Source organism: Sanguibacteroides justesenii (assembly GCF_003204205.1).
Lineage (GTDB): Bacteria > Bacteroidota > Bacteroidia > Bacteroidales > Marinifilaceae > Gabonibacter > Gabonibacter massiliensis.
Genome location: NZ_QJPL01000001.1, coordinates 455831 through 472864, shown reverse-complemented (window position 1 = coordinate 472864; position 17034 = coordinate 455831). Strand labels below are relative to the sequence as shown.

Annotated in this window: 17 protein-coding genes and 1 CRISPR repeat array; of the genes, 2 read left to right on the top strand and 15 right to left on the bottom strand. The window is 44.3% G+C overall.

The features are described from left to right. Window positions 1-199 precede the first annotated feature (199 nt). The 15 genes from lipB to DMB45_RS02090 all read right to left on the bottom strand — a co-directional run bounded on the left by lipB (window position 200) and on the right by DMB45_RS02090 (window position 15060). A complete protein-coding gene (lipB, locus tag DMB45_RS02155; protein ID WP_181416478.1) occupies window positions 200-874 on the bottom strand; it encodes a lipoyl(octanoyl) transferase LipB in 675 nt (224 codons plus the stop codon). Between the two features lies 1 nt (window position 875). Further along, window positions 876-1730 carry a lipoyl synthase gene (gene lipA, locus DMB45_RS02150; protein WP_041503706.1) on the bottom strand — a complete coding sequence of 285 codons (855 nt, stop codon included), beginning with the start codon at window positions 1728-1730 and terminating at the stop codon, window positions 876-878. 213 nt (window positions 1731-1943) lie between these two features. Continuing rightward, a complete protein-coding gene (gene nth / locus DMB45_RS02145) occupies window positions 1944-2579 on the bottom strand; it encodes an endonuclease III (RefSeq protein WP_041504051.1) in 636 nt (211 codons plus the stop codon). A 45-nt stretch (window positions 2580-2624) separates the two neighbouring features. Further along, window positions 2625-3497: an SDR family oxidoreductase gene (locus DMB45_RS02140; RefSeq protein ID WP_041503707.1), complete on the bottom strand. Its 873-nt coding sequence runs from the start codon at window positions 3495-3497 to the stop codon at window positions 2625-2627. 48 nt (window positions 3498-3545) lie between these two features. Beyond that, a complete protein-coding gene (locus tag DMB45_RS02135) occupies window positions 3546-4340 on the bottom strand; it encodes an SDR family NAD(P)-dependent oxidoreductase (protein ID WP_041503708.1) in 795 nt (264 codons plus the stop codon). A 42-nt stretch (window positions 4341-4382) separates the two neighbouring features. Further along, window positions 4383-5603, bottom strand: a complete 1221-nt coding sequence (locus tag DMB45_RS02130; RefSeq protein WP_041503709.1) for an NADH:flavin oxidoreductase — start codon at window positions 5601-5603, stop codon at window positions 4383-4385. A 24-nt stretch (window positions 5604-5627) separates the two neighbouring features. Beyond that, window positions 5628-6359, bottom strand: coding sequence for a DUF1295 domain-containing protein (locus DMB45_RS02125; protein ID WP_041504052.1), 732 nt, complete (start codon window positions 6357-6359; stop codon window positions 5628-5630). A 205-nt stretch (window positions 6360-6564) separates the two neighbouring features. Further along, entirely contained in the window at window positions 6565-7314 is a 750-nt protein-coding gene (locus DMB45_RS02120; RefSeq protein WP_041503710.1) for a CDGSH iron-sulfur domain-containing protein, read from the bottom strand. A 59-nt stretch (window positions 7315-7373) separates the two neighbouring features. Then, the gene (locus tag DMB45_RS02115; RefSeq protein WP_041503711.1) at window positions 7374-8144 is read right to left on the bottom strand and encodes a YaaA family protein; all 771 of its coding nucleotides are present in this window, start codon (window positions 8142-8144) and stop codon (window positions 7374-7376) included. 1 nt (window position 8145) lies between these two features. Continuing rightward, complete coding sequence (locus DMB45_RS02110; protein ID WP_041503712.1) at window positions 8146-8361, bottom strand: heavy-metal-associated domain-containing protein; 216 nt, start codon at window positions 8359-8361, stop codon at window positions 8146-8148. Window positions 8362-8380: 19 nt separating this feature from the next. After that, the gene (locus DMB45_RS02105; RefSeq protein ID WP_052634670.1) at window positions 8381-10609 is read right to left on the bottom strand and encodes a heavy metal translocating P-type ATPase; all 2229 of its coding nucleotides are present in this window, start codon (window positions 10607-10609) and stop codon (window positions 8381-8383) included. A 59-nt stretch (window positions 10610-10668) separates the two neighbouring features. After that, entirely contained in the window at window positions 10669-10998 is a 330-nt protein-coding gene (locus DMB45_RS02100) for a cupin domain-containing protein (RefSeq protein ID WP_041503714.1), read from the bottom strand. Window positions 10999-11141: 143 nt separating this feature from the next. Then, on the bottom strand, window positions 11142-12812 hold the full coding sequence (locus DMB45_RS02095) for a putative transporter (protein ID WP_041503715.1): 1671 nt from the start codon (window positions 12810-12812) through the stop codon (window positions 11142-11144). A 233-nt stretch (window positions 12813-13045) separates the two neighbouring features. Continuing rightward, window positions 13046-13216, bottom strand: a complete 171-nt coding sequence (locus tag DMB45_RS14675) for a hypothetical protein (RefSeq protein ID WP_160289146.1) — start codon at window positions 13214-13216, stop codon at window positions 13046-13048. A gap of 120 nt (window positions 13217-13336) precedes the next feature. Beyond that, window positions 13337-13762: a CRISPR direct-repeat array (repeat unit 30 nt; unit sequence ATTTCAAGTCTTCCGTAGTGCTATTAAAGT). Window positions 13763-14151: 389 nt separating this feature from the next. After that, window positions 14152-15060, bottom strand: coding sequence for a DUF5996 family protein (locus DMB45_RS02090; protein ID WP_041503716.1), 909 nt, complete (start codon window positions 15058-15060; stop codon window positions 14152-14154). Between the two features lie 179 nt (window positions 15061-15239). Here DMB45_RS02090 and DMB45_RS02085 point away from each other — a divergent pair, with 179 nt between their 5' ends. Continuing rightward, window positions 15240-16373 carry a hypothetical protein gene (locus DMB45_RS02085; protein ID WP_235375077.1) on the top strand — a complete coding sequence of 378 codons (1134 nt, stop codon included), beginning with the start codon at window positions 15240-15242 and terminating at the stop codon, window positions 16371-16373. A gap of 13 nt (window positions 16374-16386) precedes the next feature. Next, complete coding sequence (locus DMB45_RS14800) at window positions 16387-17028, top strand: ABC transporter permease (RefSeq protein WP_041503717.1); 642 nt, start codon at window positions 16387-16389, stop codon at window positions 17026-17028. The last annotated feature ends 6 nt before the right edge of the window (window positions 17029-17034 follow it).

The window sequence follows — 17034 nt, the reverse complement described above, 5'->3', positions numbered from 1 at the left end:
CTGTTCAAATTGTTTTTTTATCATTAAAACTACGCAAACATACGGAGATTAATGATTCGCTGTACTCCGAAACCAAAATAAATTTATGATCGATAATACATTACAAAACAATTAATTACAAGGAAACAGATCTCGCTTTTTATAGAAAATCACGGAAAACTAAATCAAGATAGATCGGTTTGCATCGTACGGGAAGAAATTATTCCCATTCCATCCCGAATAACTCCTCAAACTTCCGTTTTACGACATCCTTCACCTCTCCCATCACCAATTTATGTCCCAACTCCCGAGTCATCGAAGTAACACCCTTATCCACGAACCCGCAAGGATGGATGTAATTGAAATAATTCATATCGGTATTCACGTTCAAAGCAAAACCATGCATGGTCACAAAACGGGAACATTTGATTCCAATAGCACAAATTTTACGAGCCTTCGGTCCCATAGCGTCCAACCATACGCCGGTCGCCCCCGCTAATCGTTCTCCTCGAATCCCGTATTCACCTATACTCTGAATAACGACCTCTTCCAAACGGTCCACGTAATCCTTCACACCCAATCCGAAATTAACCATATCCAAAATCGGGTATGCCACCAATTGGCCCGGGCCGTGGTAGGTAATATCCCCTCCCCGGTCTACTTTCACGAATTCAGCCTGCTTTGCCCGCAGCTGAATGGAGTCAATCAACATATGGGCCGAATCCCCGCTCTTTCCCAAAGTATAAACATGAGGATGCTCCACGAACAAAAGATAATTGGATGTAGTTTCACCTTTCAGTTTACGGGCTTTGATCCCATCCATCAATTCCTCCTGCTTTTGCCAGACGGAACGATAATCCGCCAATCCCATATCTAAAAATACGGTCTTCTTCATCTTATCTGACATGTTTCTCGGCATGGTAACTGGACCTTACCAACGGACCGCTCTCCACGTGTGTAAACCCTTTCTCCAGACCAATCCGATGATACTCTTCGAACACCTCCGGCGTAACGTATTCCTTCACTTCCAAATTTTTAGCCGTAGGTTGCAAATACTGGCCAATCGTCATGACCTTACAGCCCACGCCGCGTAAATCATCCATCGTCTCTAAAATCTCGTCTTTCGTCTCTCCTAACCCCAACATAATACCGGATTTCGATACGATCCCGGAATCCGCAACCTGTTTGATCACCTCCAAAGAAACCGGATAGGTAGCCCTGCTTCTGACCCTGTCGGACAAACGTTTTACGGTCTCTAAATTATGGGAAATCACATCCGGACGAGCATCGATAACCTGCTGGATCAACTCTTTCCGTCCTTGGAAATCAGGTATCAACACCTCCATGGTAACCTCCGGATTTACCTCTTTCACCTTCTGTATAACCTTCACCCAGTGAGAAGCACCCAAATCATCCACATCGTCCCGGTCTACCGAAGTAATTACGGCATGCCTTAACTTCAGCAACTGTATGGACCGTGCGATATTGTCCGGTTCCTGAGGATCCAAAGGTGCCGGACGTCCGGTCTTTACATTACAAAATTTACAGGAACGGGTACAAACATCTCCCCCGATCATAAACGTGGCCGTTCCGTTTCCCCAACATTCCCCCTGATTCGGACACATTCCGCTCGTACATATCGTATGCAAATGATGTCCCCGAACAATATTTAATACTTCTGTTGAATTTTGTCCTTTCGGCAACTTTATTTTCAACCATTCCGGTTTTCTTCTGCTATTACAACACGCCATATGAAGTCTTTTAAATTTTCGGCAAATATACCTCTTCTCCGCAGCATAAAAAAGAAAAGCTGTCTAAAAAGACAGCTTTACCACTACTACTAACCCTAATTTTGACTTGATCAATTTATGAACCTTTCAAATCCAATTAAAAATTCCCGTTTTTATTACTTAGTTATTTCTTAGATGCAGAAAAACGGAAAAGGTTGCGTCAGTTCAAAAAAATTATTTATTCCCGTAATAACGGCAATAGGGAGCGATACCGCAATGTTCACATTTCGGTTTACGGGCCGTACATACATATCTTCCGTGCAATATCAACCAATGATGTGCCGTTGAAAGAATTTCGGTCGGGATGTGCTGCACTAATTGTTTCTCCGTTTCCAACGGGGTTTTCGCGTCAGTAGTCAATCCGATCCTGTCGGATACCCGAAATACATGGGTATCCACGGGCATAGCCGCTTTTCCGAAAGCCACAGCCTCCACGACATTGGCCGTCTTCCTGCCCACACCCGGTAAAGTCTGCAATTTTTCCATGTCATCGGGAACTTCCCCACCGAAATCGGTAACCAGTTTTTTGGCCATCGCGGAAAGATGTTTCGATTTATTATTAGGGAAAGAGATGGATTTAATTAATTCGAATATTTCCGATACCTCCGCCACTGCCATAGCTTCGGCATTCGGGAAACGGGCCAAAAGCCCCGGCGTCACCATGTTCACCCGCTTATCCGTACATTGGGCCGATAAAATCACCGCCACGATCAACTCAAACGGGTCATGATAAAGCAGTTCGGTCTCGGCTACCGGCATATTTTCCTTAAACCACTCAATGACATTTTTATATCTCTCTTCTAATTTCATTTTTTTATTCATTCTATTCCCTATCAAGATAATACATAATAATGGTTAAAAAGAAAGGCTCACTTTATCCTGAAAACGAATTCCTCTCTTTTTCTCTAAAAAATCCTCCGTAGCTTTCCATAAACGTACGCGGTTCTCCCGGTCCAACATATCATCCGGAAGTTTTCTCTCTTTTCTTTTCCTAAAGAAACATCCCGTGTAATTCTCTGCCTCTTTTGAAGTAGTCAACCAGATAGTAGTATCAGCACCCTTTTCCGGAGATTGAATAAAAGGGCGAAAGAAACGATCGGCCAGCGGGTCGAACCATTGATGCATCGTGATCATTCCCGTGTTTACCACTCCCGGATCCACGGCGTTGACAACAACGGACTTCTCTTTTAAACGATCGGCCAACTCCGAAGTATACAGTAAAATAGCCCGCTTCGAGGCGGAATAAGCCTTAAAACGACGAAAATTCTCCCGTACAGGCTCAAAAAAATATTCATCGATTTTTCCTATCCGGAAAGTACATGAAGAAACGTTAATGATCCTGGAGATTTTATTTATCCCCATATAAGGCAGCAGTAACCGGGTCAATAACCAAGGGCCCACGTAATTCACTCCCACGGTCGTCTCTAACCCGTCGGGGGTGACGGAAAATTCCTTACACATGATACCCGCATTATTCACCAATCCCCCCACTTCCCGATCATCCAACTGTTCCACAAAACGATGGATAGAGTCAAAAGAAGATAAATCCAAACGCAACAATTCTACTTTTCGGTTACCGCTTTCATTCACGATACGATTTCTGATATCCATGGACCGTTCCGTATTCCGGCAGGCCATAACTACCGGATGCCCGGCCTTTGCCAACGATTCGGTAATGGCCCGGCCCATTCCGCCATTAGCCCCGGTTACAATAATCCATCTGTCCATACGATCTCGTTATATATAGTTGCAATATTAACTTTCAAAATAAACTTCTTATATCATCTTCGTTTTTCTCATGATCCACCGGACCATCCCCAATGGAAGGAAAAACAAGAAAAACATAAAAAAATAATTCACCAACCCGGGCATCATCCAGGCTCGCTTGCGAAACATCCCCCGAATCGCCCGGCGAGCCAATTTTTGCGGAGTCATCATAACTCCCAAACGTAAAGCCAATTTCTGCAAACGCTTACTCAAATGATAAAGATCCGTCGCTATCGCCCCGGGACATAATACCGTCACGTAAATGCCATAATCCAACATTTCCAGACGAAAAGCCCTGGAGAAACACTTTAAGAAGCATTTGGTAGAGGCATACAGGGAAATTCCCGGATAAGAGAGCCAAGCCGACATGGAAGACATATTCAAAATATACCCCCGACCCCGACCCTTCATGTCTTCGCCGAAATACCGACACAACATAGCAGGCGTAACCATATGCAATAACAACATTTTCTCCGTAACGGCAACAGGAAGATTCACCACCTTGCTCATTTTAAATATGCCCGCGTTATTCACTAAAACCTCTATCTCCAGATTTCTATCCTTACAATACGTATAAAGGTGCTCCGCCGCATTCGTTACGGCCAAATCCATGTACAAAGGATGAGTTTCCACTCCATACTCCGCCGCCAATTCCGCTCCGACCTCCCGAATACGTTCTTCCTCATTGCTCACGAGCACCAATCCGTACCCCATAGCTCCCAACTCCCGGGCATACTCTTTTCCGATTCCGGAACTCGCCCCCGTCACTAATGCAAATTTCCCCTTTAGCTTATTTCTATCCATCTGTTTTACATTCTAACGATTCTCTCTTAATATCTAAAAGGATTATCCCTTTCTTTTTATCTTTTCAATCTCCCGTTCTAACTTTCGAGGTAAATCTTTCATATGCTGGTGGCACGCCATTTCCTGCGAATACATCCGGGCGATACAGTAATTCACGTGTTCGCAGGCATTCCGAGCATGTTCCTCTTTCGCCATCCGGTTTACAAAATCAGGCTCATTCAGCAGAGCTCTCGCCATGGATACGAACTCAAAGCCGGCATCCAGTACCATATCGATCTTCTCCTTAGATACCAATCCGCCGACATACACCAAAGGCAACTTAACCTCTTTTCTGAATTTTACCGCATCATCAAAAAAGTAAGCTTCCCGGAAGGGAACCGTCGGAATCATAAACCGACCGGCCATGGCAACCCCTATCGGCAGCCAAAACTGTTGCATGTAATGAGTCAATGTTTTTATCGGCATAGCCCCCCGCATAACATACATAGGAGCGCAGCTCACGAATCCCCCGCTCAGAATTAAGGCATGCACGCCTTCCCGTTCCAAAGTTTTAGCCACTTCTATACATTCGTCAATCTCCATTCCTCCCTTAAACCCGTCCCTCATGTTCATCTTCACCAATACCGCCATATCATCACCGGCCGCCTTCATGACCTCTCCGATTGCCATTCGCGTAAACCGCATCCGGTTTTCCAACGAACCACCGAACTCGTCTTTACGATGATTGGTATAAGGAGACAAGAATTGACTGAGCAAATACCCGTGTCCCGCGTGAACTTCCACCGCATCGAAACCGGCCTCCCGGGCCATATGCACGGCACGTCCGAAAGCCTTGGCCATCTCGTATATCTCCTCTTTTTTCATTCCCCGGACAAAAGTCGGCGAATAGATATTGAATCCGGTAGAGGCAGATATCGGCGTACACCCGGCCATCGCCGGCTTGGACATATTGCCGCAATGCCCGATTTGAATGGAAGCCGCAGCCCCCTCTTTATGTATATCATCCGTCAGCCGGCGTAAATCCGGGACAATTTCCGGCCTTAACCATAATTGATGGGGGAAAGACAAGCCACTTCGCACGATAGCCGCATAAGCGATCGTGGTCATTCCGATACCTCCCTTAGCCACGGAACAATGATAATCGCGCAACATCTGAGAAGGAGCATTTCCCGGACACATTCCCTCGAATGCCGCCGCACGAATGGTTCTATTTCGTAACGTCAAAGGACCTATAGCTCCCGGTGTAAACAAATTAGATGACATGGTACTATTTTTTTTATTGCTCTGTCAATATATAAACGGGAAAACCCGTTTCAAATGAGATTTTTTCATTTCTTCGCCAAACATATGCTGATAACGCTGGTATATGGAATGGGCACGCGGAACCAAATTGGCCAAGGTCCACACGACGAATACCAATCCGGCCCAGGACCAAGTCAAAATGGCAAAACCGCTCCACTCCACGATCTCCCCGAAATAATTAGCGGAAGTAACATAACGGAACATCCCTCCTCGAGGCAAATAGTGTCCCTTGTCTCCCGGCTTCCGCAGAGTACGGATAATATGATCCGAATGAATATTAATTCCCATCCCAACGAAAAACAACACGCTTCCGATGATAAACTGGGGTGTGGTCAACCAGTCAACCGTATACATATCTTCAGGAGACAGATAAAAAATCCATCCTCCCTGCATGCAAGCATTCAACAGATTAAACACGATTCCCATGACCATGATCCCCATCGGCATCTTACTCCTCCCTTTCAATAAAAGAGGAAAGATAAAAGAACGCTGGAAATAATGAAGCTCGAAATAAAGAAAAAACAACAAAGGAACAATCTCGAAACGACGACCGGAAAAATACCAGAAAAGAAACATGGCCACAAAAACGGGCGACTCCATCAAAACCCACCCTATCCTGTTGTCGATCGGTCTTCCCCACTTTCCGTCGAAAAAAATTCCGTATCCAGCTTTCACAAAATAAAGAACGATAAAAACAATTACCGCCAATACCGTCATAGAGATTAAAAAACTATTGAATGCCTCCATATATTAATCGTTGTCTAAATTTAGGCAAACATAACAAAAATTATGCCTGATTACTATAGGAATAGCAAAAAAAAGACATCCGGCCGGTACATATTTTATTTCAACCTTCCGGATGTCCAACTCCCGCCCGATCCGGTATGGATCGGTTCTTCCCCTCTATCAGTTCGTTATATTTTCATTTTTTCGGTTCTTGAGGCAACTTATCCTGAAAATGAATACTGGCATGAGAACCATCGCAAAACGGCTTATTGGAAGAAACTCCGCAACGGCATAAAGTGACCCGGTTACGTAACTCGTATTCAACACCTTTATCATCATTGATCGGAATACCTCCCTTTACCCATAACGGACCGCTGCAATCCTCTACCGGATCTTCAATTAAGCTCAATGCCGGTTTCAAATGATGTTCGATAAATTCTCCCTTCTCCTTGTCCCATGTCTTCAATCTCCCGGCAGGACAATAATTGGATTCGCGGATCGTTAGTTCCCGCGCCTCCCCCTCATCCGATTCCTCTACCAAATTCCATACCTTTCCGTAAGCATCGCAAAAACGGGCAAAAGCACAATATCTTTCATTATCCGTCAAAGCCAAGGTCGGTCCTTCTATAACGTCGGCCCTTTCCAATAAAGGTACGTTATCGGCCGTCAAAGCCGGGTCCCAATCCGCCGTTACATGGGCTCCGTCACAATAAGGCTTATGTTTGGAAGCCCCGCAACGGCATAAAACCGTCGGCTCGTCCGCCGTCGAATAATTTTCTCCGGGAACATATTCCCATGAACTTCCCTCCTCGTTCGGCATAATGAATTCCTGTTTCAAAGGGGGTTGTCCATATACAAAATAAGGACCTTTCCGATCGATAACAATGGAGTACTTACTATCTACCTTAGGAGTCCCCGGTTCTACATTACGTTTTTTTTGTGTCATGACATATAGAATTGGTTTGTGCTCTATATACTACAAAACCCATCGTTTTGTTCCCGAATTCAATACCTTTCTCGGGTAAAAATATAGTGCCGCTCGTCGGACAGATCCGTATCGAAAGCAAATCCTTTCCAACTGAAAGACTTTAAATCCTCCGGATCTTCGATCCGGTCCCGTATGATATACCCCGTCATCATTCCCCGGGCCATCTTGGCATAAGTACGGACGGTTTCCCATTTTCCGTTTCTGAACTCCTGAAATTCAGGAGTAATCACCCTTACCTCCTCGTTGATTTGATCCATTCGTAAGGCTCCCAGAATATCCAAACTGGCTAAATTCACGAGAATACCGCCGGCCTTACGAACGTCTTCGATCAAAAGCCGGGTTAATTTGGGTCGCCAGTAATCATACAAATTTTTTCCCTCTACCTTATCCAATTTCAACGTATAAGCGATACGATAAGCCTGAATCAAATCCAAAGGACGTACCGAACCGTATAAAGTCGACACGATACGCACATGCTCCTGAGCGTATTCGAAATCGGCATCGGTAAAAGAGGCCGTATCCATAGCCTTAAAAACCGTTCCGTCGTAAGCAATGATGGCTTGTTTACGAGGACTCGACAAGGACCCGAAACGCCGATAACGTTGAAAACTCTCTTCGGCCAACCTATCGCTTACCTTAAGCAAACGAGCCAGCTCGATCACGGAATACTTTTGCATCCGTTCCGCAAGAAATTCGGCTTCGGCGGCATATAACGGTGTCGTATGGGGTATGTCTTGTTCGACCAAAGACATATTCATGGTCTTGGCCGGAGATAACAGGACCAGCATCCTACCTCAACTCCTCAATCTTATACCCGACACCGGAAACAGCCTTCATCACGGAATCCGTATCTCCGGTTTTCAATGTTACCGTCAATACCCGGTCCGGAGAATTCAAATCAACAGACCATTCGGTCACATCCTTTAAACTGTTCAACAAAGGGGTAACCTTAGCTACACAACCTCCGCATTTCAATGTTGTTCTAAATCTGAATTTTTTTTCCATACCCTCTCATTTTAATTTTTTACAAACCTTTAAATCTAATGCGTAAACTGTTCGTTACGACCGAAACTGAACTGAATGCCATAGCCGCCGCAGCAATCATCGGATTCAAAAGGAAACCGGTAAAAGGATACAATACACCAGCGGCCAAAGGTATTCCGATCACGTTATAAATAAAAGCCCAGAACAAATTCTGCCGAATCGTCCTTACGGTCTGTACAGACAGGTTTATCGCCTTCGGAAGTACATTCAAATCGGAAGTAATCAAAGTCACCTCAGCCACATCCATAGCGATATCCGACCCTCTTCCCATAGCGATGCTCACGTCGGCTTGAGCCAATGCTTGCGAATCGTTTATACCGTCGCCGACCATAGCCACGATTTTTCCCTCCTGCTGCAACTCCCGGATAAAATCAGCCTTATCCGAGGGCATTACCTCCGATTTAAAACGATGAACGCCCAAAATATCCGCCACCCGCCGAGCCGTACGCGTATTATCTCCGGTCAGCATATAAACCTCCACTCCCATCCGCTGCAATGTCTTTATAGCTTGCCCGGAAGTAACTTTGATCTTATCGGCAATAGCGATAACGGCAATAACTCCTTCCCGTCCGGCAAAAAATACGACCGTTTTTCCCTCTTCCTCCCAACCGGATGCCAAAACATCTTCCTCTCCGGTCAAAGCGACATGCATATCCTCCAATAACTTACGATTACCTACACCATAAACCTCTCCCCCTGCGTAGGCTATAACCCCTTTCCCCACGCTCGTTTCGAAATCCTTTACCTCGATATCCGTAACAGAACCTGCCCTCAACGACTCTACCACAGCATCCGCCAGAGGATGTTCCGAACGACGCTCGATCGCGGATAAAATACCCCGGTACACCTCCCGTCTATCCTCCCCTCTCCAGCTCATATCGGTGACGACCGGTTGCCCTTCCGTAATCGTTCCCGTTTTGTCCAATACGATCGCGTTTACCAGATGCATCATCTCCAACCCCTCCGCATCTTTAATTAAAATATTATTCTCGGCTCCCTTACCTATTCCGACCATAATGGCGGTCGGGGTGGCCAATCCCAACGCACAGGGACAAGCAATTACCAATACAGTAATTGAAGTCAGCAAGGCATGGGTAAACGCCTCCTCACCCCCTACAAGCATCCAGATCACAAAGGTCAGCACGGCTATTCCCATAACAACGGGAACGAATATTCCGGCAATCCTATCCACCAATTTCTGTACCGGAGCTTTACTTCCTTGCGCCTCCTGTACCATTTTGATGATATGGGCCAATATAGTCTCGTTCCCGACTTTTTCGGCCCGGAATCTGAAACTTCCCTTCTGATTAATGGTTCCCGCGTAGACAACACTACCGGATGTTTTTTCCACCGGAATGGGCTCGCCCGTGATCATACTCTCGTCCACAAACGAAACTCCCCCCGTAACACTTCCATCCACCGGAATTTTATCGCCCGGTTTAACGACCAAGACATCTCCGACCGACACCTCTTTGATGGGGATCTCCACCTCCCGGCCATCCCCTTCGATCTTCACCACGGTTTTCGGCTGTAATCCCATCAATTTCTTTATAGCGGTAGAAGTACTGAACCTGGCCCTTGCTTCCAATAGCCGGCCCAATAAAATCAAAGCAATAATAACGGCTGCAGCCTCATAATAAACATGTGCCTCCAATCCCCGTTCAGTCCAGTATTCAGGCCAAATCGTATTAAACAAACTGAAAAGAAAAGCAACTCCCGTACTCACGGCCACCAGCGTATCCATATTGGCCCGGCCATGCCGGAACTGTTTATAGGCATGCACGAAAAAATCACGCCCGAAAAAGAGCATCACGGGCAAAGTAAAGGCAAGCATGATCCAATTTCCGTAAGGCATATGCATAAAAAACATTCCGATCACAAAAACAGGAATGGCAAGCAATATCGCTCCGGTAGTCTTTCGCTTTAACGAAAGATATTCCTCCCTTTGCAAACGTCCAGCCTCCTCCGGATCATCCTGTTTTTCTATCACCAATTCATAACCGGCAGCCTCTACGGCCTTCCGCAACTCATCCGGCGTAACTATCTGCGGATCAAATTCAACGAACACGGTTGAATTCGACAGATTAACCCTTGCTTCCCGCACTCCCTTCTGGGCACTTAAAGTCGACTCCACACTCACGGCACATGAAGCACAACTCATTCCTAATACCTGATAGGTTTCCCTGATATGACCTAAATGATCTGACATATTGATTTTCCTTGATTTTACTATACGTTATTATCCGGGTTTAGTTTCAACCCCGACGCTTACTTCCAAAACAGACACAACCAGATACAAGGAGGTTTTTCTCCCGTTTTCTCTACCCGGTGTTTACAATGTTTCGGCAAAAATAAATAGTCCCCTTGCTTTAGTTCCTTCCATTCTCCCTCCACATTTAACACGGCCTCTCCTTGTACGATCATCAACCACTCGTTTTCCTCCTGGTCATACCAAAAACCTTCGGGAGATACCTGCCCCGTGGAAACAATTCGTTCTACGCGAACATTTTCCTTACGCAACAAAACGGTCACCAGCTCCTCGCTTCCCGCCTGTCCGATCGCCTCGTAAATTGATTTCATTCCTCTTTTTTCTTTCATACAAGTATACAACTTTCTACATTTAAAAAAAAGAGCATTTTATTAAAAAATACAGCACTTTTTCACGTTTTTATTCCGCCGTTATCTATGATACCAGCCGAAAAAATCCGGATAAATCAGTACAATAACACAGAACAGCGCAATTACAAGAAAAGCATTAGGATTACCTGGGCCATGATCACCCGAACAAACATCGTCAACGGGTAGACGGTAGCATATGCAACAGATGGAGTATCCCCATCGATGGTAGTGTTTATATAATTCAGGGCCATCGGATTGGACATACTGCCGCATAACATCCCGGCAACCGAACCGAAGTCCACTTTTATCACGCTAACGGATAAGATAGCCACCAACACCACGGGAACAAAGGTGATCGCAAATCCCAAACCCACCCACAACAAGCCTTCCGGCCTGAAAACGGTATCGAAAAAATGAACGCCCGCATCCAACCCGAGACACGCCAAATACATGGACAATCCCAACCCTCTCAACATCAGGTTGGCACTAATGGTAGTGTAAGTAATCATATGAATCCGAGGGCCGAATGCCCCCACGAGAATCCCGACAACAATCGGTCCCCCGGCTAATCCTAATTTTACCGGAAAGCTGATTCCCGGTATCGCCAAAGGTATGGAACCCAAAAGCAAACCGACAACCATACCGACAAAAACCGAGACTAAATTCGGTTCGTCCAAATCTTTCACGGCATTTCCGAGTACTTTTTCCACATTAGCAATGGCAGCAGCTTCCCCCACCACGGTCAATCGATCTCCTAACTGAAGCGTCAAATCGGGTGTCGGTAACAGGGTTACCCCCGATCGGTAAATACGGGTAATATTGATACCGTACTGGTTTCTCAGACGTAATGCCCCTAATTTCTTCCCGTTGATCTCCGAACGGGTAACCACAATCCGATGAGACTCCAATTGACTGTCGATGGCATCCCAATCGATATCCTCTTTATTCCAATCCTGACTATCCAATTCACCGATAACAATCTCCAGGGATTTCACCTCGCTCTCGGTTGTAATCACCAAGATCCGGTCCCCGTCCTCCACAATCGTATCGGAGGCCGGAATAATTACCCTCCCTTCTCTCCAAAGCCTCGATATAACGAATCTTTTGGACAACAATTTAGCAATATCCTTTATCGATTTATTGAAGATTCCCGGATTACTCACCCGGAAACCGACAATAATGGTCTTCTTGGTTTTATCTTCGTCCCCCCGTTTAAAAAATATACGGGAGGCAAACAGTTTCCGAATCATAATCAAGGCTATAATTACACCGACAACACCCAAAGGATAAGTCACAGCGCAACTCAAAGCCAGATCGGAAGATAAATAAGCGGGATCATTGATCTGTTTCAACGTCTGCTGGGCAGCTCCTAAAGCGGGTGTATTGGTCACGGCCCCGCTTAATATTCCGACCATATCCGGCAAAGAAACTCCTGCCGTCCAATGAAACAATAACGTCATGACCACTCCTAAAATGACCACCGTCATAGCCAATAGGTTCAATCGTATTCCGGATTTACCCAAAGAGGCGAAGAAACCCGGCCCCACCTGCAGTCCCAAAGCATACACGAAAAGGATCAACCCGAAACTCTCCGCGTAATTCAACATTTGCGGATCGATCGTCAATCCCCAATGACCTGCCATGATTCCGGCAAAGAACACGAACGTCACTCCCAACGATACGCCCCAAAGCGTAATTTTACCCAATACCAATCCTATGGCCGAAACCAACGAAACGACAATAACAGCCTGTATAACAGAATGTTCAGCTAATATTCCATTTAACCATTCCATACCCTATTCCTTTCCGAAAAATCTTGTAAAGAAAATAATAAAAAATAAAACTTCATCCTCCTTTTACGAAAAACTCTCCTAAAGATACATCTTAATTGTAGATTAAAAGAATGAAGAGATTCTGTGATTGGAAGATTTACGATTTCGGATTTTAGATTGACGATTTAAAGAATCAAGGGATTCGGGGATTAAAGGATTCAGTGATTGAGTGATTGAGGATTAAGGGGGAAGGGCTAAAAACGAAGGGGCATCAATAGTGAACGGCGAGCGTCGTGTCCGGTTTGAGGAACGGCCAACCGACGGATTGTTTGAGCGAAGCGAGTCCCGGAGGGTAGTGAACGAAAAACGGCTACATGACCGACGGAAACGTCCCGCCCCGAAGGGTTCAGCCCTCTCAATTGCAAATGAAGAGATTCTGTGATTGAAAGATTTACGATTTCGGATTTTAGATTGACGATTTAAAGATAGCTGAATCAGAAGCTTGTCTTGTCCTAAAAAAGTTTAGAAGTTAATTCTGATTTATATTTTTAAATCTTCCGTAGTGCTATTAAAGTTTTTGAATATGTTTGGATTCAAGGTTTCTGCTTGTAATTTCAAGTCTTCCGTAGTGCTATTAAAGTTAAAACGAACAACTTTAAGAACATTCCGAACGGCTTTATTTCAAGTCTTCCGTAGTGCTATTAAAGTGATTTGTACGAATCCTACGATTGTTCAGGTTTCTCAATTTCAAGTCTTCCGTAGTGCTATTAAAGTTGATTTTTTTGAAGACGAGAAAATAGGTGCTATATCATTTCAAGTCTTCCGTAGTGCTATTAAAGTTGTCACTTCGTGCTCCCCGATGCGATCGTTAAAGCATTTCAAGTCTTCCGTAGTGCTATTAAAGTCGAATTTCTTGTATTCGGAGTATACAGAGCGACAAAATTTCAAGTCTTCCGTAGTGCTATTAAAGTCCGTTATAGGTTTCAATATAACAAACTAACAATCAATAAATTAATCTTTCATAACAGTACTTTTTCATGGGTATTTTTCAGTCGACCCCTAATTCGTAGATTTTACCGGGAGGTCGACGACTTTATTTAATTCGTTTATTATCAAAACATCAAAGAACTTTTATTACCAAATATAATCCCCGTAACCACGCTCAGACCCCCTTTCATCGAAGGTCGACTTCCGCAAACATTTATATAGCCTTAAAGATAGATAAATTATAAAACAAACCCAAACCATTGCAAAATCAAATAAAATTCAAAAGAATTATATACATAAAAATAAGACTTTATCGTTATAAAACAACGTATAAAGTCTTATCAATCAATATACAAAAAAGGATTTTCCTTGCCTATTTCGAATAACTTAATGGAGTGGTTATCCAATCGTAATTTTTCCAAGGTGACAACTTATTAAAAATAGTCAATCCGGAATTACAAAACTGTACCACGGCATTCGCCGGATCACTATACGAAAAAACATCCTCCAGATTTAAAAAAAACTCCTTTTTAGCCGGAAGAAAGAAAGCTTTATCCGGATGAAGCATATCATCATGTCCCTGAATATCCTCGATAAAAGGATAGGGTAAACCGTAAAAAGCGGGTTTTCCGTAATTCACATCTCCCGGCCAAAATCCGCATTCGAAATACCGTTCGTCAAAAGCATGATCCGAAATCGACTTATTCATACCGAAAGGAGCCGATTCCCCGCTATACACGATACAAGTCAAATCCATCGTTCCGAAATAATACGCGGGACCGTCTACCTTTCCCCGGAAACCGGAAAGAAATTGCCTCATAGCCCCGTAAGCAAAAAGTAAATTCTGAAGCCACAATTCAACGGCAGCCTTATCGTAGTGATGATGTTTTCTATCCTGGTCAAAAGGTATCGGATCATAAAACTCTTGCGGTTTTATATTAATCTCAGTGGCCGCACCGATCTGCTCGAGAGCATCCATAAACTGGTGATAATATACGGCTATCGACGTACCGTCCTCCAATGGCAACGTATGACTCTTTCCTTCCTCATTATGAATCTCGATCTGATGCTTTCTCAAATTGACAAAAATCTCGAAAGGAGAGGTACTACAAGGTATAATCCCGGAAGACAATCCGTCCAAAGTCATGTAAAGACGTACATGTGCCCATTCCGGACGTTTGTGACAACGCTCTAATTTTACTTTCCCTACCATTTGCAGTAAAAGATGTACCAAATCGGCCGTATCCTGCCATTCCGTATAATTTAAAAATTTTTTATCCATATCGTCATTATTTTAAACATTCATATAGGATTGATTAAACGGTGATAATAGAAAATAGTTTTAACAGGATGTATAGTAAAACAAGCGTGTAATGCGTTTTTTCTTTGTCTATTTTTAAAAAAGGGTAACAAAACCTACTCGATATCGTTAAATTCTCCAAGAACAATTAACAATATTATATGATGAAAAACAAATATTTCTATTTCATGAGTTGCATGTTACTGTTTACCTTATCCCTGTATGCGACAGAAAAAGAGAAACCTAAATTCAAATTAGGGGGAGCCTTGCGTTTCAATTACAATTTTTCGGACTGGAACCGGGGACACCGGGATAGAGGGGGAGATTTCGGTTTTGATGTATTACGATTCACACTCGCCGGATCCTATAAAAATATTCTGTTAGATGCAGACTATCGTTTTTACAGCAAGGACTACGGTGGGCCTATGTTAAAATACGGCTGGATCGGTTACCGGTTCAATTCTAAAAATCAGATACAAGTCGGGTTGACCGGGGTACCGTTCGGAATCCAACCTATCGGTTCTCACAACTTTTTTCTACAAATCACCTATTACGTGGGCCTGGAAGACGATTCGGATATGGGAATCAAATTCGTCCATAAGGGAGAAAAATGGGACTATGCTATCGCCTTCTTTAAAAATGCCGACGAACTCCTGTTCGGCTCGGATTCGGAGGTGACGGACGACCGATACGGTTATGACGTGGCAGGACGTAATAAAGAGATCAATCAATTCAATTTGCAGGCTTTCTACAAATGGGGAACCTATACATTGAATAAATTCGGCGGATCCGCCGAATTCGGGCAACTCTACAATTTGGACACCCGCAACAACGGAACTCACTACGCTTTGGCCCTACATTATGAGCTATACTGGAAAAATCTGAGCCTGAAAACGCAGTTGACAACCTATGCCATGTATCCCAAAAACAAAGAAGGAGAAGAGAGAAATGTCATCACGATGACAGCCTACGGAGCTCCCTATCTCGTAGCCGCCAAAGCCAACATCTACACGGTTGGTGCCGGGTATACCTTCAATATTGATTCGAAACTAATCGAAAAAATACAAGTGTATAACGATTTTGGTTGCCTGCAAAAGTGGGACAAACTGTTGAAAAACAGTTATCAAAACGTGACAGGACTTCTGGTCGTTGCCGGTCCGGTATGGTTATACGTGGATTACGCGTTGGGTAAAAATCACGCCTGGTTAGGTCCCGATTGGAACGGCTTCGGCCCCGGGGGGGCAAGCGAATCCTGGCACGCTCGTTTTAATATGAATATCGGATACTATTTTTAAACTAAACCAACCTATGATCAAAGAATTATATAACCTTTACGTCGGTCGATGGCATTTCTTTTTAAACCTGACCCTGCAACACATCGAAATCTCCGTTATCTCGATCGTGTTGGCCACTATCATCGGATTGGGATTAGGAATTTTCATCAGTCAATATAAACGAAGCTCTTCAACCGTCTTGGGAATTACCAATTTCATCTATACCATCCCCTCCATTGCCCTTTTCGGTTTTTTAATTCCTTTCTCTGGTATAGGTAATACAACGGCTATCGTCGCTCTGACGGTCTATGCCCTACTCCCCATGGTACGTAATACCTACACGGGAATCACGGGGATCGACAAAGAGATCACGGAAGCTGCCAAAGGAATGGGAAGCACTCCCTTTCAAATCTTATACAAGATAGAACTTCCGCTTGCCTTCCCCGTTATTCTTTCAGGCATTCGCAATATGGTCGTCATGACCATTGCCTTAACCGGTATAGCGGCCTTTATCGGAGCCGGGGGATTGGGCGTCGCCATCTACCGGGGAATAACGACCAATAATTCGGCCATGACCGTAGCAGGCAGTTTACTGATTGCCGTTCTGGCCCTATTCGCAGACTGGGGAGTAGGATGCTACGAAAAATACATCAAAAGAAAACGTAAACTGATTTGATAGACC